Source organism: Nocardia sp. PE-7 (assembly GCF_030486425.1).
Lineage (GTDB): Bacteria > Actinomycetota > Actinomycetes > Mycobacteriales > Mycobacteriaceae > Nocardia > Nocardia salmonicida_A.
In genome coordinates, this window is sequence record NZ_CP129614.1 from 1,983,273 (window position 1) to 2,003,469 (window position 20,197).

Annotated in this window: 11 protein-coding genes; 5 read left to right on the top strand and 6 right to left on the bottom strand. The window is 68.6% G+C overall.

What is annotated here, in order from left to right:
* Positions 1-9 precede the first annotated feature (9 nt).
* A complete protein-coding gene (locus QX204_RS09320) occupies positions 10-1,182 on the bottom strand; it encodes a lipase family protein (protein ID WP_301907957.1) in 1,173 nt (390 codons plus the stop codon).
* A 25-nt stretch (positions 1,183-1,207) separates the two neighbouring features.
* On the bottom strand, positions 1,208-2,104 hold the full coding sequence (locus QX204_RS09325) for an SDR family NAD(P)-dependent oxidoreductase (RefSeq protein ID WP_301906186.1): 897 nt from the start codon (positions 2,102-2,104) through the stop codon (positions 1,208-1,210).
* Between the two features lie 236 nt (positions 2,105-2,340).
* Between QX204_RS09325 and QX204_RS09330 the strand changes: the two genes are divergently transcribed.
* Genes QX204_RS09330 through QX204_RS09345 form a run of 4 tightly spaced genes read left to right on the top strand, consistent with a single transcriptional unit; the run spans position 2,341 to position 14,284 of the window.
* On the top strand, positions 2,341-8,820 hold the full coding sequence (locus QX204_RS09330) for a type I polyketide synthase (RefSeq protein ID WP_301906187.1): 6,480 nt from the start codon (positions 2,341-2,343) through the stop codon (positions 8,818-8,820).
* 24 nt (positions 8,821-8,844) lie between these two features.
* The gene (locus QX204_RS09335) at positions 8,845-12,000 is read left to right on the top strand and encodes a type I polyketide synthase (protein WP_301906188.1); all 3,156 of its coding nucleotides are present in this window, start codon (positions 8,845-8,847) and stop codon (positions 11,998-12,000) included.
* Positions 11,997-12,989 (top strand): AfsA-related hotdog domain-containing protein, encoded by a 993-nt coding sequence (locus QX204_RS09340; protein WP_301906189.1) that lies wholly within the window; start codon positions 11,997-11,999, stop codon positions 12,987-12,989. Before QX204_RS09335 ends, QX204_RS09340 begins: the two co-directional genes overlap by 4 nt.
* Entirely contained in the window at positions 12,986-14,284 is a 1,299-nt protein-coding gene (locus tag QX204_RS09345) for a protoporphyrinogen/coproporphyrinogen oxidase (RefSeq protein WP_301906190.1), read from the top strand. Before QX204_RS09340 ends, QX204_RS09345 begins: the two co-directional genes overlap by 4 nt.
* Positions 14,285-14,310: 26 nt before the next feature.
* Here QX204_RS09345 and QX204_RS09350 read toward each other — a convergent pair whose 3' ends face one another.
* The 3 genes from QX204_RS09350 to QX204_RS09360 all read right to left on the bottom strand — a co-directional run bounded on the left by QX204_RS09350 (position 14,311) and on the right by QX204_RS09360 (position 17,346).
* Positions 14,311-15,561 (bottom strand): PucR family transcriptional regulator, encoded by a 1,251-nt coding sequence (locus QX204_RS09350; protein WP_301906191.1) that lies wholly within the window; start codon positions 15,559-15,561, stop codon positions 14,311-14,313.
* A gap of 148 nt (positions 15,562-15,709) precedes the next feature.
* Entirely contained in the window at positions 15,710-16,975 is a 1,266-nt protein-coding gene (locus tag QX204_RS09355) for a YhgE/Pip domain-containing protein (RefSeq protein WP_301906192.1), read from the bottom strand.
* Between the two features lie 92 nt (positions 16,976-17,067).
* A complete protein-coding gene (locus QX204_RS09360) occupies positions 17,068-17,346 on the bottom strand; it encodes a hypothetical protein (RefSeq protein WP_301906193.1) in 279 nt (92 codons plus the stop codon).
* A 154-nt stretch (positions 17,347-17,500) separates the two neighbouring features.
* Between QX204_RS09360 and QX204_RS09365 the strand changes: the two genes are divergently transcribed.
* Entirely contained in the window at positions 17,501-18,412 is a 912-nt protein-coding gene (locus tag QX204_RS09365) for a DUF2797 domain-containing protein (RefSeq protein WP_301906194.1), read from the top strand.
* Positions 18,413-18,419: 7 nt separating this feature from the next.
* Here QX204_RS09365 and QX204_RS09370 read toward each other — a convergent pair whose 3' ends face one another.
* Complete coding sequence (locus QX204_RS09370) at positions 18,420-20,090, bottom strand: DUF885 domain-containing protein (RefSeq protein ID WP_301906195.1); 1,671 nt, start codon at positions 20,088-20,090, stop codon at positions 18,420-18,422.
* Positions 20,091-20,197: the final 107 nt, after the last annotated feature.

Below are 20,197 nucleotides of genomic sequence, written 5' to 3' on the forward strand. Positions count from 1 at the left end.
CTCGAGATGTCAGCAGTTACTCGGGGCGGTCTCGCCGCGGAAGCGGGCATCGAGCCACGCGACGGCCGACGGAAAACCCATGACCGCGGTGGCCAGATGATCGGGGCTCGGATAGAGCTCGGACAGCACCGGTGTCCCGGCCCGGCAGTAGCGCTCGTTCGTGCGATCGACGGCGTCGACGGGGATGAGCGGGTCGATGGGGGTGTGCCACTCGAAGATCGGCATCGTCGGCACGGGCTCGAACAGCTCCAGGCTGTTGGCATCGCCCACTTCCCACGCTCGCGGGTCGTCGATCAGGGACACGGTCGAGGCGAGATCGGAGGCGCTGTGCATCGCACCGGCGGCGATGAGTTCGACGGTGCAACCGTTGGACATGGCATCGCGCACCGCCAAGCCGGTGTCGTTGAGCTGCGCGCTGATCGGAAGGCGATCGGGGTACTCGCGTTCGAGCCCGAGCGCGGCGGCCATCGCGAGCCCGAACATCGGATGCGGGGCGAAACCGAGTGCGCGCGCCATCGTGGTGATGTTCATCGGCACGCCGCCCTGCGCGGCGCCGACCAGGCGCAGTTCGGGCGCGTACTGGGGCGCGAGCGCGGCAGCCCAGCCGGTGGCCATGCCGCCGCCGGAGTAGCCGAGCATGGCCGAGGGGCTGTCGGCGAGGCCGAGTTCTCCGACCCTGGTCGCGGCGCGAATGCCGTCGAGGGTGATCTGGCCGCCGAGTTTGGCCGCGCCGTAGGCGGCGTTCGGGCCGAGATGGTCGGGCAGGGCGATGCTCCAGCCGCGCAGCAGCATCGTATTCAGCAGCGGCACAGCACGATAGAGCAGATTGGGATCGTAGGCGTAGAGAGCGCGCGAGACCGCGCACTGGGTGCCGAGGCCGTTGATGATGTGCTGATAGGACAGCAGCGGCGCGCCGGGACGATGATCCTTCGGAGTGAGGATCGTGGTGGTCGCGGCGATCGGTCGACCCTGTGAGTCGTTGGATCGGAACTTCACCAAAGTGACTGTGGCGGTGGGGAAATAGGGCAGCGGCTCCTGAACGCGGACCGCGAGCACGGCGCCGGGTTCCTTGCTCGCGATGTCGGCGGGCGCGGCGTAGAAGGGGTCGGGGTCAGGCGCCGGATACACCGGTGGCGCCCCGGCGGCCGACGGCGGGCCCGAGGCGGCGAGCAGTCCGACCATGAGGGCACAGGTGAGGGTGCGCAGACTAATTCTCATGGATCACCGCCGACGCGGGGAAACGGACACCGGTGGCGCGTTCGGACACCGTCCACAACTGTTGCCACAGGGCTCGGTCCTGCGACAGTGCGCTCGACGGGCAGGCGCCGACCGGCCCTCGGGTCTTGAACAGCTTGGTCGGGCCCCAATAGATGTCGGGGTCCGCATCGGGTGCGGTGGCGGTATACAGCATGGATCGGGCCGCGGCGGTGCGTGATTGGCCGACCAGGCGGATGAACGGCTCGGCGACGTAATCGAGTGGCGTCTGGGTCTTGGCGACGAGCCCGGTCGGCGCGACACCGGGGTGCACGGAATAGGAACGCAATGTCGACCCGGACTCGCGGAGTCTGCGCTGCAGTTCACGGCCGAAGATCAGGGTCGCCAGTTTCGACTCCGGATAGGCCGCATGTCGGCTGTATCGACGGTGTTCGAAGCGCAGATCGTCGAGCGGAAGTGCGTTGGTCCACCCGTGGGAAATGCTCGACAACGAGATCACCCGGTCCTTGATCCGATCCAGCAGCAGGCCCGTCAACGCGAAGTGCCCGAGATGGTTGACGCCGAATTGTGTTTCGAATCCGTCGGCGGTACGAGCGAACGGCACATTCATCAACCCGGCATTGTTGATCAGCACATCGAATTCGCCACACTCGCGCGCGAACCGGCGCACATCGGACAGGTCGGCAAGATCCAACGCGGCCACGGAGATATCGCCGTCGAGCTGCTCGGCGATATCTCGCCCCCGTTTCGTATCCCGGCAAGCCATGATCACCGTGGCGCCATGAGCGGCCAACGTGCGGGTCACCACCTCGCCGAGTCCGCCGTTGGCCCCGGTGATAACGAATCGTCGGCCGTGCTGATCCGGTATCGGATCGGGAGTCCTTGCCATGGCGCATGACCTTACGAATCGCGGTCGCGCGGTGGCAATGCGTTTGGAAATTGTCAGGGACGACGCGGCGGCCATTGGTCGTTTCCCAAAGAGGTTCGGCGCGCCGCGAATTCGCTTGCCCGCTGTCGTAGCGTGGCGCCGGTCAGTGTTGTCGAGTAGATCGCTGGGCGAATACCCGATCCCGCCGCACTGCTCGCTTCCCTGTCGATACCCCTGATGCAGGAGATGTTTGCCCTATGGCTCGCGAAGACGAACTACGCACTTACATGAAGAAGGCGATCCGGGAACTGCAGACCACCCGCGCGCGCCTCGACGATGTGGAAGCGCGGGCGACCGAGCCGATCGCCATTGTCGGCATGGCATGCCGTTATCCGGGTGGGGTGACCTCGCCGGAGCAGTTGTGGCAGGCGGCGGTCGACGGGCGCAGTCTGGTGTCGCAGTGGCCGACCGATCGCGGCTGGGATATCGAGGGTCTGTTCGATCCGGAGCCGGGTGTGCCGGGCAAGTCGTATGTGCGAACGGGCGGATTCCTCGACGGCGCCACCGGATTCGACGCGAGCTTCTTCGGGATCAGCCCCCGTGAGGCCCAGGCGATGGATTCGCAGCAGCGGCTGGTGCTGGAGACCGCCTGGGAAGCCTTCGAGCGGGCGGGCATCGACCCGACGACGGTTCGCGGCAGTGCGACGGGCGTCTTCGTGGGCCTGATGCCGGACTCCGAAGGCCCGTCGTCGCGCGATATCGACGATCGATTGCGCGAGACGATCGATCAGTTCCTGATGACCGGTCAGGCGTCGAGCATCGCCTCGGGGCGGGTGTCGTATGTGCTGGGGCTGGAAGGCCCGTCGGTCACCGTGGACACGGCGTGCTCGTCGTCGCTGGTCGCGATTCATCAGGCGGTGCGATCGTTGCGCTCGGGTGAGTCGACGATGGCGCTGGCAGGCGGTGTCACCGTGATGTCGACCCCGGCCGCGTTCGTCGCGTTCTCCACCCAGCGCGCGCTGGCGGCCGACGGCCGGTGCAAATCCTTCGCCGCGGGCGCCGACGGCACCGCGTGGGGCGAGGGCGTCGGGATGCTCCTGCTCGAGCGGGTCTCCGAGGCCAGGCGTCTCGGGCACACGATCTTGGGTCTGGTGCGTGGCACCGCGGTGAACTCCGACGGCGCGTCCAACGGTCTGACCGCGCCGAACGGGCGGTCCCAGCAGCGCGTGATCCGATCGGCGCTGGCGGACGCGGGGTTGGCCACGACGGACGTGGACGTCGTCGAGGCGCACGGAACCGGGACCCGGCTGGGCGATCCCATCGAGGCGGAGGCCCTGCTCGCCACCTACGGTGCCGAGCGCGCGGGCGGGGAGCCGCTGTTGCTCGGCTCGCTGAAGTCGAATATGGGGCATACGCAGGCCGCCGCCGGGGTCGGTGGGCTGATCAAGATGGTGATGGCGATGCGGCACGGGGTGGTGCCGCCGACGCTGAATGTCGATGAGCCGACGCCGCATGTGGATTGGTCGTCGGGCTCGGTCCGGCTGGTGACCCAGGCGCAGGCGTGGCCCGCGACCGGGCAGCCGCCGCGCGCCGCGGTGTCGTCTTTCGGCATCAGCGGCACCAACGCGCATGTGGTGATCGAGCGCGGCGAATTCTCGCCGGAGGTGGAGCGAGCGGCCGAAACCGTCGCACCGCCGGTGATTCCGTGGGTCGTCAGCGCGCGCTCGGCCGCCGCGGTGGCCGCCCAGGCGAGCGCGCTGCTCGACCGGCTCGAGACAGCCGACCCGGTCGATGTCGGCGCCGCACTGCTGGGCACCCGTGCTCGGTTCGAGCATCGCGCCGTGATCGTCGGCCACGACGCCGAGGAGCTGACCGCCGGGCTGCGCGCGCTCGCGGACGGGCGATCGGCGCAGAACGTGGTGCGTGGCACTGTCACCGCGGCGGTCACGGCGGTGATGTTCCCCGGCCAGGGCGCTCAGCGCGCGGGGATGGGGCGCGAGCTGTACGAGGGCTATCCGGTGTACCGGGCCGCCTTCGACGAGATCTGCGCGGAGTTCGACCAGCATCTCGAAACACCGCTGCGCGCTGCCGTTTTCGACGATCAGGACACCGCGGGCACGCTCGACCGGACCGAGATCACCCAGGCCGCCCTCTTCGCCACCGAGGTGGCGATGTACCGCCTGGCCGAATCATGGGGTTTGCGAACGGCATTCGTGCTCGGTCACTCGATCGGTGAGATCGTCGCCGCCTATGTGGCCGGGGTCTGGTCGCTCGCGGATGCCTGCACCCTGGTCGCCGCACGTGGTCGACTCATGCAGTCCGCGCCCGCCGGCGGGGCGATGATCGCGGTCGCCGCCGACGCGGAGACCGTGGCCGAACTCGTGCGCCGACACGGCGATGTCAGCATCGCCGCGGTGAACGGGCCCGCGTCCGTCGTCGTCTCGGGTGCGGCGGATTCCGTGCACGCCATCGCCGAGCGACTGGCGGCCGACGGTGTGCGAACCACCCGGTTGCGGGTGAGCCATGCGTTCCATTCGTCCCAGATGGACGCGGTGCTGGCGGAATTCGGCGAAGTCTGTCGGGGACTCACCTACCGCCCGCCGACCGTGCCGGTGATCTCGGCGCTCACCGGCAAGGTGGCCGAGGCCGCGCAGCTGTGTTCGCCGGATTACTGGGTGAGTCACCTGCGCGAACCGGTCCGCTACCTGGACGCGGTGCGGTGGGCCCGCGAACAGGGCGCGGTGAACTGCTTCGCCGAGATGGGGCCGGGAGCCGCGCTCACGGCGATGGTGCACGAGATCGTCGACGACGGCGCGGCGATGACCGCCGTCGCGTTGCAGCGGCCCGGCGTCGCCGGTGATCTCGCGTTCGTCACCGGCTTGTCCGCGCTGTATTCCCACGGGGCAGCACTGGATCCGGCCGCCCTCTTCGCGGGCGCCGACCCCCGCCCGATCGACCTGCCCACCTATGCCTTCCAGCGTGAGCGGTTCTGGCTCGAGGTGAGCCAGGGCAGCAATGTGCGTGGCGCCGGACTCGACGCCGACGATCACCCGCTGCTCGGCGCGAAGATCGGTCTGGCTCAGGACGGCGGATTGTTGCTGACCGGGCTGCTGTCGCTGCACTCGCATCCCTGGTTGGCCGGGCACCGGATCGGCGGCGCGGTGCTGCTTCCCGGCACCGCGTTCATCGAACTGGCCTGGCATGCGGGTCGATCGGTGCAGTGCCCGGTCGTCGGCGAGCTCGTGCTCGAGGCCCCGCTCGTGATTCCCGAGACCGGCGCGGTGGAACTGCAGGTACTGGTCGGACCGGCACAGGAATCGGGTCATCGGACGATCGGGGTGTACTCGCGTCTGCAGAAAGCGTCCGCGCCGGAGCTGCCGTGGATCGGACACGCCACCGGTACCGTGCGACCGTCGGACGAGATCGCGGCTGCCACAGTCGATGGCGGCGCGTGGCCTCCCGCGGGCGCGGTCGCGCTGACCGTCGGCGATCCTTACGACGCGATGGCGGCAGCCGGATACGACTACGGCTCCGCCTTCCGCGGCCTCGGTCAGATCTGGCGCCACGGCGACGATGTACTGGCGGAGGTGGCGCTGCCCGAATCGGCCACGGCAGACGCCGCCGAATTCGGTCTGCACCCGGCACTGCTCGACGCCGCACTGCACGCGATGATCGCGACCGGCACGGTCGGCCCGACCGAATCCGGCAAGATCCGCCTCCCGTTCGCCTGGGAAGGCGTGTGTCTGCACGCAGTCGGCGCGTCGTCGCTGCGTGTTCGGATAACCCCTGTCGGCGCCGACCGCATCGGCCTCGAACTCACCGATTCGGCGGGTAGGCCGGTCGCCGGTGCGGAATCGCTGGCGCTGCGCGAGATTCCCCTGTCGGCGTTGGGTCAGCGGGCATCCTCCTCGGACGGCGGACTCTACGAGGTGAACTGGGTGACCGTTCCGTCACCCGGACCCCTTGCGGGACACGGTGAATGGTCCGAACTGGACTTCGCGTCCGGCGGCGTAACCGTCGAGCGGTGCGAACGTGCTGACCGCGACCTCGTCGTCGTGCGCGTTCCCGAAGCCGGCGTCGGTTCGGTGGAACCGGCCGCTGTGCGCGAGCAGGTGACCGCCGTGCAGACGGTGGTGCAGCAATTGCTCGCCGACGACGATTTCGCCAAGGCCCTGGTGGTTTTCGTGACCAGTGGTGCTGTCGCGACCCACGGCGCCGAAGATGTCGGTGACCTGGCAGGCGCGGCGGTGTGGGGTCTGCTGCGGACCGCGCAGAACGAGAACCCCGGCCGCATCGCGCTGCTCGATCTCGATGGTCGCGGCGACTACCGCGAGGCGGTGCTCAGCTGCGCCGCCCTCACCACCGAGCCGCAGCTGGCGCTCCGGCACGGTGAAACGCACGCGCCGCGCCTGGTGCGCGCCGGTGCGGACACGGTCGGGTCCGCCGAGTTGCTCGGCGGCGACGACTGGCAGTTGGTCGACCACGGGCGCGGAACGTTGCACGGCGACAACATGATTCTGGCCACCCGACCGGAGGCGGAACCGCTCGGACCGGGGCAGGTGCGGATCGCGGTGCGGGCGGCGGGTGTCAACTTCCGTGACGTGCTGATCGTGCTCGGCATGTACCCGATCCCGAATACCGCCATCGGTGGTGAGGGCGCGGGTGTGATCGTCGAAGTCGGCGCCGATGTCGTCGATTTCGCGCCCGGCGATCGGGTGATGGGCATCTTCACCGGGGTGAGCGCCACGGTGGTGGCCGACCGGCGGACCGTCATCAAGATTCCCGCGGGCTGGTCGTTCGAGGAGGCGGCGGCCGCGCCGATCGTGTTCGCCACCGCCTACTACTCGCTGGTCGACCTGGCGCAGGTGCGGGCGGGGGAGTCGCTGCTGATCCACGCCGCCACCGGTGGCGTCGGTATGGCGGCGGTGCAGTTGGGACGCCATCTCGGGCTGGACCTCTTCGTCACGGCCAGCCCTGGCAAGTGGGATGTGCTGCGCGCGAACGGGTTCGACGACGAGCGGATCGGCAATACACGAACCACCGAGTTCAAGACGAAGTTCCTCGACGCCACCGGTGGACGCGGCGTCGATGTCGTGCTCGACTCACTCGCCGGCGACAAAGTGGACGCGTCGCTGGATCTGCTCCCGCGCGGCGGTCGGTTCATCGAGATGGGCCTGACCGACCTGCGCGACGCCGACGAGATCGCGGGCACCCACCCGGGCGTCCGATACCAGAACTTCATCCTGATGGAGGCAGGCCCCGACCGGCTGCACGAGATCCTGACCGAGCTGCGCGCGCTCTTCGAATCCGGTGTCCTGACGCCACTTCCGGTCACCCGCTGGGATGTACGACGGGCACCCGAGGCGTTCCGGCAGCTGAGCCAGGCACGCCACGTCGGCAAGTACGTGCTGACCGTGCCGACCCCACTGGACCCCGACGGCACCGTCCTGGTGACCGGCGGCACCGGCGGCCTCGGCGCGCTGGCCGCCCGGCACCTGGTGACCGCGCACGGGGTGCGCCGCCTGCTGCTGACCAGCCGTCGCGGACCCGACGCGGACGGTGCGGCAGAACTCGTGGCCGAACTGTCCGCACTCGGCGCCCAGGTCGAGATCGCCGCCTGCGATGTCGGCGACCGCGCCGCGCTCACGGCACTGGTCGCGGCGATACCCGCAGCGCACCCGCTGACCGGGGTGGTGCACACCGCGGGCGTCGTCGACGACGCGCTGTTCACCGAGCACACCCCGGAGCACATCGCGACAGTGTCGCGCCCCAAGGCCGATGCTGCCTGGTATCTGCACGAGGTCACCCGGGCACACCCCCTGTCGATGTTCGTCCTCTACTCCTCGATCGCAGGTCTGCTCGGCAACCCCGGCCAGGCGAACTACGCCGCGGCCAACGGTTTCCTCGACGCGCTGGCCCAGCACCGGAGCCACCGCGGCCTGCCCGCCACCGCGATGGCCTGGGGACTGTGGGAACGCGGCACGGGCATCACCGGTCACCTGACCGAACGCGACCTGCGGCGCATGCGCCGCGAAGGGCTGATCCCGCTCACCGACGACGACGGCATGGCCCTGTTCGACAGCGCCCTGTCGACCGGCAGACCGCTGGCGGTGCCCGCACGGCTCGACCTCACGGCACTGGGCTCGCTCGGCGACGTCGACGAGATGCCCGCGATGCTGCGGTCGCTGCTTCGCGGCCCGCGCCGGGCGGCCGGTGGCGGCTCCGACGAGTCGGCGAAGCTGCTGGCGAGCCTGACCGGCCGCGAACCGGCCGAGCAGGAGGCGGTCATCCTCGGCGTCATCCGGTCGCACGCGGCAGCTGTACTCGGTCACGCCTCCGCGGAGGCGGTGCCCGCCGAAACCGCCTTCACCGACCTCGGTTTCGACTCGCTGGGCGCCGTGGAATTCCGCAACCGGCTCGAAGCGGCCACCGGCGCGAAATTGCGCACCACGATCGTCTTCGACTATCCCAATGCCGCCGCACTGGCCGACTACCTGCGCACCGAGATCGCCCCCGTGGACGACCCGGCCGCGCGGATCGTCGGACAACTCGACGCGCTGGCCGCGGGTTGCGTGGGAGTGGAGCTGGCGCCGGAGCGGGTCGACGAACTGCTGGTGCGGATCAACGACCTCGTGCGCACCCTGCGCGGTGACGCGGCGAACGATGTCGTCGACAACATCGACGGCGCCGATGACGACGCCCTTTTCGATCTCATCGACCAGGTCCGTTCGGTCTGAGCCGGACCAGAAAGCGAGAGTCGAATGGCCGACGAAGCGGAACTGCGCGCCTATCTCAAGCGCGCCACCCGACAGTTGCAGGAGACCAGACAGCAGCTCGGTGACGAGCAGGCACGTGCGCGGGAACCGATCGCGATCGTGGGAATGTCGTGTCGGTTCCCCGGCGGGATCGCCTCACCCGATCACCTGTGGCGGGCGCTGATCGAGGGGCGCGACCTGATCACCGAGTTCCCGGCGGATCGGGGCTGGGACGTCGACGGGTTCTACGATCCCGACCCGGACAAGTTCGCCAAATCCTATGTGCGTGACGGTGGTTTCCTCGAGGGGGCGGGCGAATTCGATGCCGGGTTCTTCGGGATCAGCCCGCGCGAAGCCGAGGCGATGGACCCGCAGCAGCGGCTGCTGCTCGAGCTCGCCTGGGAAGCGGTCGAGCAGGCCCGCGTCGACCCGACGACGTTGCGCGGCAGCGACACCGGCGTCTTCGTGGGATTCAGCGACCAGGGGTACGGATTCGGCGCCACTCAGGCCTGGGACGGTGCGGAGACCTACTACTTCACCGGCAATCACGCCTCGATGGCGGCGGGGCGGGTCGCCTACCTGTTGGGGCTGGAGGGTCCGGCGGTCACCGTCGACACCGCCTGCTCGTCGTCGCTGGTCGCGATTCATCAGGCGATGCAGTCGTTGCGCCTGCGGGAGTGCGGGATGGCGCTCGCCGGGGGCGTCACGGTGATGTCCACCCCGATGCCGTTCGCGCTGTTCTCGCGTCAGCGGGCGCTGGCGCCGAACGGGCGGTGCAAGTCCTACGCCGCGGGCGCGGACGGCACCGCCTGGGGTGAGGGTGTCGGTTTCGTTCTGCTGGAACGCCTTTCGGAAGCGCAGCGCCACGGACACCGGGTACTCGCGGTGCTGCGCGGCTCGGCGGTGAACAGTGACGGTGCGTCCAACGGGCTCACCGCACCGCGCGGACCGGCTCAGCAGCGGGTGATCGGGTCCGCGCTGGCCAATGCCGGTCTGCGCCCGGCCGATATCGATATGGTGGAGGGCCACGGCACCGGCACCGTGCTGGGCGATCCGGTGGAGGCACAGGCTCTGCTGGCGACCTACGGGCAGCGCGACGGTGGGCCACCGGTGTTGCTGGGGTCGGTGAAATCGAATATGGGACATACACAGTCGGCCGCGGGGATAGCCGGACTCATCAAGGTGGTCCAGGCGATCCGGCACGAGATGATCCCGCCCACGCTGCATGTCGACGCGCCGACCCCGCACGCCGACTGGGCCGAGGACCGCATCCGGCTGGCGCTGCGGCGACAACCGTGGCCGCGCACCGAGCACGCACGAAGGGCGGGGGTGTCCTCCTTCGGCATCAGCGGCACCAACGCCCACGTGATCGTCGAGCAAGCACCGCGACCCTGCGCGGCCGATGACCTGCCTACACCCGCTTCCGCCCATCCGACGAGGCCGTCCCATCCGCCGACGCCGTGGCTGCTGTCGGCGCGCACCGCCGCCGCACTGTGCGAGCAGGCGGCCCGTATCGGCGAGGCGGTCGCGAACTCCTCGCACCGCCTGGCCGATGTCGCCTACTCCTTGGCAACCACGCGAACGCGATTCGACCATCGCGCCGTAGTCGTGGCGAACACCCGCGGTGAGTTCCTGGACGGGCTCGCCGCCATCGCCGACGGCCACACCGCCGCCTCGGCCGTCCTCGCGCATCACGGCACCGGCGGCAAGCTGGCGATGATGTTCCCCGGTCAGAGCGACCGACTCGCGGGCATCGGCAGCGGGCTCTACGACGCGTACCCGGTCTTCGCCGAGGCGCTCGACAACGTCTGCGCCGGTTTCGACACCCATCTCGCGCACCCGCTCCGCGCGGAGCTGTTCGGATCGGGGGAACGGCTCACCCGGACCGAATACACCCAGCCCGCTGCTTTCGCACTGCAGGTGGCGCTGTTCCGACTGCTCGAATCCTGGGGCACAACACCGGATTTCGTTGTCGGACACTCCATCGGTGAACTCTGCGCCGCGCACGTCGCGGGTGTGCTGTCGCTGGACGACGCGATCGCGGTGGTGGCGGCGCGCGGTCGGTTGATGCAACGGATGGAGGTGGGCGCGATGGTCTCGGTGCGGGCATCGTGTGCCGAGGTCACCGAATCGATCGCCGGTCGAGAGTCCGAACTGTCGGTCGCCGCGGCCAATGGACCGAACGCCACCGTGATCGCGGGCGATGTCGCGGCTGTCGGTGAGCTCGCACGGCACTGGCGGGAACGTGGTCGACGGGTCACCCGGCTCGGCGTCGATCGCGGTTTCCACTCGCCGCACGTGGATCTGATCGCCGAGCAGTTCCGTGCCGTCGTGGCCGGCGTCGAACTCCTGGAACCGCGCATCCCCGTCGTTTCCACGGTGACCGGCATGGCATCGACACCGGGACAGCTGACTTCGATCGACTACTGGGTACGTCAGGCCCGTGAGCCGGTGCGTTTCCACGACAGCGTGGTGTGGCTGCACGAATCCGGCGTCGGCACCTACCTCGAACTCGGCGCGGGAGACACCCTCTCCGGGCTGGTCTACGAGGCACTCGCCGATACCGGCAGCACAGCGGTCCCGGTGCTGCGTCCCGGTACCGACGAAGCCGACTCGGTGGTGAAAGCTGTTGCGGCAGCGTGGGTTGCCGGTGCCGAAGTCGGATGGTCGGCGCTGTGTTCCGACGAGACGGCCAGGGCGGTCGATCTTCCGACCTATCCGTTCCAGCACCGCCGCTACTGGGTCCACACCGACAGTGCCGTACTCGAGAGCATGATCGGCGTCGCGGGAGCCGAACTCGCCGGTGACCGGAGCATCGGCCGACGCGAGGGACCGGCAGGGGAGGTGGTGCCCACGCATCCGGACTGGCAGACCGTCCCCGAGGACGAGCGCTCCGATGTCGCGGTGGGCCTGGTCGTGGATCAGATCCGTGAGATCCTCATCGACCTCACCGAAGACGACATCGATCTCGATGCCACGGTTCTCGCGATCGGACTCACCTCGCTGTCCGCCCTCGAACTGCGCGGCCGAATCAATGCCGCCGCGGGCACCGCTCTCTCGCTGGAGGACCTGTTCACCCACCCGACCCCGCGGGCGCTCGGCGCTGTACTCGCCGCCCGGATCTGGAGCGACGCGTCGACCCACGAGGCGGTGCTCGCATGAACGGGCGATTGTCGCCGGTGCGCGGCACCCTCGGCTTCGAACAATTGGTGCCCGCCGCGCTGGCCCACCGGCGCGGGCTCGCGGAGGTCTACGTCGCCGACACGGCCATGGTCGGAAGCTCGGAATACCTCGCCGCCGTGCAGGTGCCGCGGGCGCACTCGCTGTGGTTCGATCGGCTGGTTCCCTACCATGATCCGTTCTCCGCCGTCGAGGCCGTCCGGCAGTCGCTGCTCGTAGTCGGTCAACGACACCTCGGTGTTCCCGCCGACGCGCCGGCCAGCCTGCAGCGGATGTCGTTCGCGGTGGAGGACCTGAGCTTGTTCCGCGACAGCGAACGAGAACCGCTCGAGGGAGTGGTGCGTTTGCGACCGGGAGCGGCAGGCACCGGGCGTGGCTACTACCACGACGTGTCCTTCGACGCCACGCTGACCATCCGCGGAGCCCTCGCGATGACGGTGCGCGGCAGCGGAATCACCTTCCCCCGTGACGCTTACGACGAGTTCCGCGAACTCCAGCAGGGCAAGCGCTCGGCGCTCGTCGCGGTGGGTCCCGATGCGGTACGGCGCCTGCCGCCGGAACTCGTGGGGCGGCGCGACCCCCGCAATGTCGTGCTCGCCCGCACCGCGGCCCAGGACCTGGTCGTGGTGGTCGATCGCGGGCATCCGAGCTTCTTCGACCACCAATACGACCATGTGCCGGGGCCGTTGCTCCTCGAGGTGTTCCGGCAGGCCGCGGTGCTGGCGGCGACCGCGACGGGTCTGCTCGCCTCGCCGGTCGCCGCGGTACTCGACCTCGAAGCCCAGTTCACCGACTTCGCCGAGCTGGACGCCCCCATCACCTGCACCACGGCGGCCGTCGGCGATCGCGACCTGGACGAGATCACGGTCGAGGTGGCGCTGCACCAGTACGGCAACCGCATCGCCCTCGCACACGTCGAGCTGGCGCACTATCCCGTGTCCGGGCAACGACAGGAGAACCTCGGATCATGACCACAGCATCGGCGAAGCGGTACGCGGTCATCGGTGGCGGCTTGTCCGGCATCGGCGCCGCCTTCGCACTACATCGGGCGGGCCACAGCGTCGAACTGATCGAGCAGGACGCGGTGCTCGGTGGCCGCTGCGGCTTCGACACCCTCGGCGGTCGGCCGATCATGCTGGGCGGCAAGAACATCGGCCGCCATTATCAGCGGCTGCGCGAGTTCATCGCCGCGTCCGGGGAGCGAACCTACGAGCCGTTCGGAATCAACAGCTCGCAGATCGTCAACGGCGAACTGGTGACCCTCGACAACCCCGGCATCGCCGGTTTCCTGCGCCATCTGCTGCGCACGGGTTCGCCGGTCGACGCGGCGCGCATGCTCTACTACGGTGCGCGCGTACGGTTCGACGAACGCAACCGCTACCTGGGATCGGAGTACTTCGGCACAGCGGGAACCGCAGGCGACGACGTCGCGCTCGGCGCGCACTTCGGAGCCGAGTTCGGTCGTACTGTACTGCGGCCGTTGACAGTTCGACTCAATGCCGCCGAACCGGACGAGGTGTACCTCGGCGCGTTCGGGGTGAGCCTCGGCATGGTGCAGGACAGATACGACCAACTCGTCGACGGTTTGCAACCGGTCCTGGACTGGTTCGCCGGGCAGGTATCGGTCCGACTGAACACCCGCGTCGATCGCATCGTGCTGCGGGAGGGCCGGGTGATCGGGCTCGATACCTCCGAAAACGGTGGCGCCACGACGTTTTCCGCCTATGACGGGGTGGTGCTGGCTGTCCCGGCGTACGCGGCGGCGACTCTGGTGGAACCCGTGGCTCCCGCGCTGAGCAAGGTGTTGGGCCAGGTGGCATACCAGCCGTCCACGGTCGCGGTGGTGCAGTACGAGCAGCCGTTCTTCGGCAGCGTCGTTCGATCGATCGCGTTCGACTCGGGGCCGTGCAGCGCCGCCGGGGTCTACGGCGTCAACGATCTCGACATCGTCCGCTACACCTTCAGCGGGCGCGATGCCAGGCCGACACCGGATGCGCGACAGTTGGCGACCTGGATCGACGAGGCCGAGGCGAAGGTCCGCGGTCATCTCGGCGGACCGTCGATCGCGAGGGTGCGCACCGAAACGCGCAGTTGGGCCGCGGCGCACTGCGCCTACCTCCCCGATCACGCCGGATTCCGCACGGCGCTGCGCGAGCAGACGAAATCCGTTGCGGGACTGCAGCTCGCGGGCGACTACCTACTCGGGGCGCAGTTGGAAGCCTGCTACCGATCCGGTGTCGCGGCAGCCGAGGAGTTGATCGGGTGAGCCGGCCCCGGGGCGTCGCGTGCGAGCTACGCGGCGCCCCGGGTATGCACCATGTCGTCGGCGAGCAGCGCGATGCGAGCCCGCAGAATGCCCTCCGCGGTCGTCAGGTCCAGGTCGGTCAGGCCGCCCACTCGCCGCAGGCGGTAGTCGATGGTGTTGGGGTGCACGTGAAGTCGCCGGCCGGTGGCTTTGCGATTGAGACCGGTCGCCATGTAGGTCCGCAACGTTTCCAGCAGTTCGGGATGGGTGGCGAGCGGGGCGATGACACCGGCCAGATGCTCGCGCGCCGGACCGGGACGGGTGAGCTGATACTCGATCGCCACATCCGAGAGCTCGTACAGGCCGGCGGGTTTGGCGATGCCACGCACCAGATCGAGCAGCTCGTGTGCTTCCTCGGTGGCTTTGGGGATCTGGTCGGTCGGGGCGGGCACCAGGGTCGCGGTGAGTTCGACCCCCGAGGTCGCGCTGATCGTGGCGAGGATGTCGCCGGTCATCCGCGCCGTGTCGGGTTCGTCGCTCGGGATCAGCAGGGTTCCGCCGGTGGTGCTCAGCAGGGCGAGCGACCGGGAGGCGAAGGCATCGGCCAGCGCCGCCTGCACGCGTCGAAGTTTGCGCCGCGCGACCACCTGGGCGTCCACGCGTGGGTCGTGCTCCTCGGGCAGCTCCGGAATCATCAGTGCCACTACCTGATACGAGTCGGCCACCCTGATGCCGGTCTGCCGGGTGAGGGCGCCGATGCCATGGCCGCTCAGCAGTGCCGACATCATCGTCTGCGCACCGGTCTGGTGTTCCTTGGCGACTTGGCGCTGCTCTTCGAGATAGGCACTGGTCACCGTCGCGTTGATGACCTCGAGCGTGCGCAGCAGCAGGCGAGTACCCGCGACGACCTCGGCGAGATCAGCCGCGGTCACCTGCCCGATGACGAGTTCGAAGCCGATCCGGAACCCCTCGGCGTACGCGCGCAGCAGTGTCGCGACGGGTACCCCCTCCCGTGCGTGCTGGGCCGATGCCGCGCGCAACGCCACCAGTTGCGGCTCCGACGGGGTCGTCCGCTTGTCCAGCATCTCCATCGCCAGCATCAGACAGCGGCGGGTGAACTCGGTGACGTCGCCGCGCATCGCCTCGCTGGGCAGTGCCTGGCACGGCATGACGTTCTCGGCGAAATAGGAGACGAGCTGTGACACCAACTCGTCGGCGTTTCCCAGGAAACTCGATGCGGTTCGACCGTTCGCGATGATGAGCGGATCGTAGATCCGATCCATGGCTGAAGAATTCATCGAAGGCACTCCGTCGTGGCAGACAGCGAATGGGGCTGGTTGTGGTCCTGTGTGAATCGCAACATAGCCACCTCGGAGGGCGTAGTCCCCGATCCCATCGGATGGCCTGGTGGGATCACGATCCCCTGACATCCGGGTTTGTGCGGGCTCACAGGCGGGCGGCGCCGCCGGTCGCCGATCGGTGGCGGTGCAATCCGACGCGGTCATAGACCGACGTGCTCACCGCACCGAGAACGAGTCCGATCGTCAGGCCGAGAAGGGTCATCCAGAACCCTCTCGCGAGCCCGGATCCGAGGTCGCCGTCGAAATACAGGATCGCGCGGACCGCCGTGTACACCTGATGCAGCGGTTCGAACGAGGCCAGCACCCCGAAGTAGTGAGGTGTGGCCTCGATCGGCACCGACCCGGCCGAGGACGGCAGTCCGAGAATGACGAACACGATCAGGTTCACCAGTAGCCCCGCCGAGCCGAGCGCGGCCAGCACCGACAGGCCCGTGACTCCGACGGCGATCATGGCGAAAGCGCTGTAGAGGAAGAGCGGAAGCGGTTGTGCGACGGGCATTCCCACCATCGGCGCGACGACCAGCAGCACTGCCGAGACCAGATGCGCGGCGACGACGAGGACGCCCCATTTGAGCAGCAGGGTGCGTAATCGGGAGATCCGCGCGGGTGGCACGTGCGGCGACCACGGCCCATACTCGGTCGGCACGAACCCGAGCGCGCCGTCCACCATCGTGTGAACGATCATCGCCCCGAGCGTGCCCGCGAGCAGGAGCACGAGTGCGAAGAAGAACGCGCTGAGTCCGGCGCCGCTGCCGTCGGGCAGCGGATGGAACTCGGTGTGGATCACCTCGACGGGGTTGCGCAATGCCACAGCGGTGGTCCCCGGCAGTGCGTAGTCCGGGCCGAGTGCGCTGGTCACGGTCGCGAGCAGTTGTTCGCCGATCCGCGCGTTCACCTCGGTCAATGCTCGATCGCTGACCCGCCCCATGATCGCCGAGGCGAATGCCCCGGTGCGCGGATTGGTCCGCACGGTGATCGTGGGGCGTTCGATCTCGCCGGGAACCACGCTCCCCGTACCGAGATTGCCGAGACGTTTGGTGAAGTCACCCGCGATGATGATCGCGCCGTAGAGTTCGCCGCTGCGGAGCTGTCGCTCGGCCTGGGCTATCCCGATCACGCGCAGGTCGATCTTGTCCGCGGGCACACCGGCGCGCAGTGCCTCGGTGATCTCGTTGCCGACATCGCGCCACTGCGGTGGCGAGCCGAGCGTGTCGCCCACATCCAGGTCCACCAGCGCGATCGGGAAGTCGTGCAGATTCTTCTCCGGGTCGACGACGTAGCCGAGATACATCGTGGCCATCAGCGCACCGATCAAGGTCAACACGATCGTCGGGAACAGCCAGATACGCACCGCCGCACGCTAACAGCGGCGAAGTCCGGGCGGCGGTGCGTTGGAATCTGTCCAATGCCGGTGATCGGGGATTGGCATCGGTCCGAAACAACTCACATGTCGGGGAGCAGTCTCGCGTCCGACGGTACATTCATGAAGGCCGAGATCACGTGATCACTGAGGTAGAGCCTGAATTCCGTGCGGTACTCGGCGGGGATATCCGCCGGGACCATGTCGAGAGCGTCCTCGACCTCCTCCCAGATCCGCGGAAAGGGAATTCCGCTACGGGAACAGGATTCGACGGCGACCTTCAGCTGATGGGTCAGGCTATCCATCTGTACAGTCGATGTCACGCTGAATGCTGTGTCGAGTAGCAGCTCGAGATCGTCCATTGTTTTCCCCTTACCAGTTTCGCACCCCTGCTGTGCGCTCAAGGTAGGTGACCGATTCGCGGCGGGGGAAATCGTGTGGGGGTTACTGGGCGTTCGGATATTTTTCGGCCCTCGGCTTGTGATCCGCACCGACCGACCGGTGTAGGTTCGACCGATGATCTCCACGGCCCTGTACTGCGGCACTCGCTGGGACGAGCAGGGGCGATGGTTCTACGAGCTGCTCGGCGACGACGGGACCACCGAACTGCTGCCCGGTGTGGGCACGCGGCTGGCCTTTCGGATCGCCGACTCCGGCCGATTCTGCCTGGGCTACCACGGGTTCGGCGGCGGGCGCCGGGGACGGCTGGCCTGTCCTCGCCGCGCACGGCTCGACGCGGGGCGCCAGTGCGAGCAGTGCCGGATCAACGAGGGGTGGTCGGTGGTGCACAGCCATCGCGGTCCGCTCACGGCGTTGCCCGAACAGGTTCGTGACTACATGTCGCAACCGCACCACCTCTACATCGCGTACTTCGGTGACGGGATGACCAAGGTCGGTACGGCCTCGGCGTCGCGGCGCAATCGCCGTCTGTTCGAACAGGGTGCGCTGGTCGCTCGATTCATCACCGATTCCCCCGACGGACTCCATGTCCGAGACCTCGAACGGACGGTGACCGAGCGAGCGGGCATCGGGCAGGCGGTCGCCGGTGTCACCAAGACCCGCATTCTGACGAAACCGCTGCGCCCGTGGGCTGCCCTGGAATCAGCCGTCGCCGACGCGGCCGAGCATGCCGCGAGCGCACTGCCCACCGATATCGCACGCACCGACATCGCCTGGTCGGGCGGGCGGGACTTCTACGCCACCATCCTGGCGCACGGCCGCTTCCCGGTCGCCACCGAAATCGCCGGGGAACCAGGCGAATACGTCATCGACGCGGTCACCGCGCACGGTCACACCATCGCGTGCCGAGACCCCGCGGGCGCGAGCGAACTCGTGTTGGTCAACGACACCCGGCTCGTCGGTCGCCGCATCGAACTCGATCCCACGATCGCGGCGGCGCCGGAACCCGCGCAGACCAGCCTGTTCTGACGAACCCTCACGCCATGGCGGCGAGTTGCGCCCGCATGGTGTCCAGACCCATGCCGCCCAATCGCAAAGCGCGGGTATGGAATTGCTTGGCGTCGAACGACGCGCCCGCGCGTTCGCGCGCCTCGTCGCGGGCCGCGAGCCACAGGCGTTCACCGAGCTTGTAGGCGGGCGCCTGTCCCGGCCACCCCAGGTAGCGGTCGATCTCGTCGCGGGCCGTGGCCGAATCGGTGACCGTTCGGGTCAGCAGGAACTCCAGGCCGAGGTCGGGAGTCCAGCGTTCGCCCTCGTGGAAGCCGCTGCCCCCGGGGATCTCCCATTCGAGGTGCATTCCGATATCCACGATCACCCGCGCGGCGCGAAACAGCTGCTGCGACAGCATGCCGAACAGATCGCCGTCGTCGTCGAGATAGCCGAGCTCCTGCATGAGGCGTTCGGCGTAGAGCGCCCAGCCTTCGCCGTGCCCGGAGACGAACGACATCATCCGCTGGTACCGATTGAGCGAGTCCGCCTCGCGCACAGCGGTCGCGATCTGCAGATGATGGCCCGGCACGCCCTCGTGATAGACGGTGCTGACCTCACGCCAGGTCGCGAAGTCCTCTTTCCCCGGCTCCACCGACCAGCACATGCGAGCGGGACGGCGGAAATCCGCACTCGGCCCGACGTAATACGCCCCGACCACCCCGCCGGGCGGCGCGATGGTGCACTCCAGTCGCATGAGCTCGTCGGGAATGTCGAAGTGCTCGTCGCGCAACGACTCCAGCGCCTCGTCGGACATCTTCTGCAGCCACGCGCGAAGCTTCGACTGCCCGCTCACCCGGTACTTCGGATCGGCGTCGAGCGCGGCCGCGGTCTCGGTGAGCGAGGCCCCGGGCGCGATCCGGTCAGCGACGGCCAGCATCTCGGTCTCCAGCCGGGCGAACTCCGCCCAGCCCCAGCTGTAGGCCTCCCTCAGGTCCAGGTCGGCGCCGGTGAAATAGCGCGACCAGAGTCGGTAGGTGTGCTCGCCGACGGCATCGTTGGCGGGAGCCAGCGGTACGAGCTCGGCACGCAGGAACTCGGCGAACTCGGCGTAGGCCTGCTGGGCCGCGTGCGCGCCCTGGTGCAGTCGCGCCAGCGGCGCACCGTCGATCTCTTCGGCGGCAGCGACGAAGGCGGTGAAGAATCCGACCTTCGCGCCGGAACCGGCCCAGGTGTCGGCCTGCTCGGCGACTTTGACGACCTGTCGCAGCCCACTGATCTGTCCGCGTTGCGCCGCGACCAGCAGCGACGAGCGCACGCCGGACAGCGCGGCAGGCACCCCTGCGAGACGCTGCGCGATCACCGTCCAGTCCGCGGCGGTCTCGGCGGCCATCACGTCGAACACCATCCGAATGTTCTGCACCGGACTCTCGATCACATTGAGCGAGGCGAGCGGGAGCCCGGCGTCATGGATCTCCACGTCGAGCCCTACGCGTTCGGCGAAGACGGCTTTCGCCACCCGTTCACCGTCATCGGCGGGTTGCGCGGAGAGTATGGCGCGCAGCGCGTTTCGGGCGATCTGCGCCCGAAGCTCGTGTCCAGCAGGCGAATAGTCGGTCAGGCGATCGTCGTGCCCCGCGATGCCGAACATGGTCGCCATGACCGGATCGGCGGCCGCGTAGTCCTCGACGAACCGATCACAGATCTCATCCACACCCATGCCGACACGCTAACGGCCATCGGGCCACGACGGGTGACCAACTTTCGGGAGTACGGCGGGTCGACGGATCGTCGAGGGCTAGGCGGCCGCGATGGTTCCGGTCGGCG

Excerpts from the sequence above, each read along its gene's own strand:
- QX204_RS09345 (WP_301906190.1), top strand. The coding sequence starts at position 12,986 with ATGACCACAGCATCGGCGAAGCGGTACGCGGTCATCGGTGGCGGCTTG.
- QX204_RS09330 (WP_301906187.1), top strand. The coding sequence starts at position 2,341 with ATGGCTCGCGAAGACGAACTACGCACTTACATGAAGAAGGCGATCCGG.
- QX204_RS09320 (WP_301907957.1), bottom strand. The coding sequence starts at position 1,182 with ATGGTCGGACTGCTCGCCGCCTCGGGCCCGCCGTCGGCCGCCGGGGCG.
- QX204_RS09360 (WP_301906193.1), bottom strand. The coding sequence starts at position 17,346 with ATGGACGATCTCGAGCTGCTACTCGACACAGCATTCAGCGTGACATCG.
- QX204_RS09340 (WP_301906189.1), top strand. The coding sequence starts at position 11,997 with ATGAACGGGCGATTGTCGCCGGTGCGCGGCACCCTCGGCTTCGAACAA.
- QX204_RS09350 (WP_301906191.1), bottom strand. The coding sequence starts at position 15,561 with ATGAATTCTTCAGCCATGGATCGGATCTACGATCCGCTCATCATCGCG.
- QX204_RS09335 (WP_301906188.1), top strand. The coding sequence starts at position 8,845 with ATGGCCGACGAAGCGGAACTGCGCGCCTATCTCAAGCGCGCCACCCGA.
- QX204_RS09365 (WP_301906194.1), top strand. The coding sequence starts at position 17,501 with ATGATCTCCACGGCCCTGTACTGCGGCACTCGCTGGGACGAGCAGGGG.
- QX204_RS09325 (WP_301906186.1), bottom strand. The coding sequence starts at position 2,104 with ATGGCAAGGACTCCCGATCCGATACCGGATCAGCACGGCCGACGATTC.
- QX204_RS09370 (WP_301906195.1), bottom strand. The coding sequence starts at position 20,090 with ATGGGTGTGGATGAGATCTGTGATCGGTTCGTCGAGGACTACGCGGCC.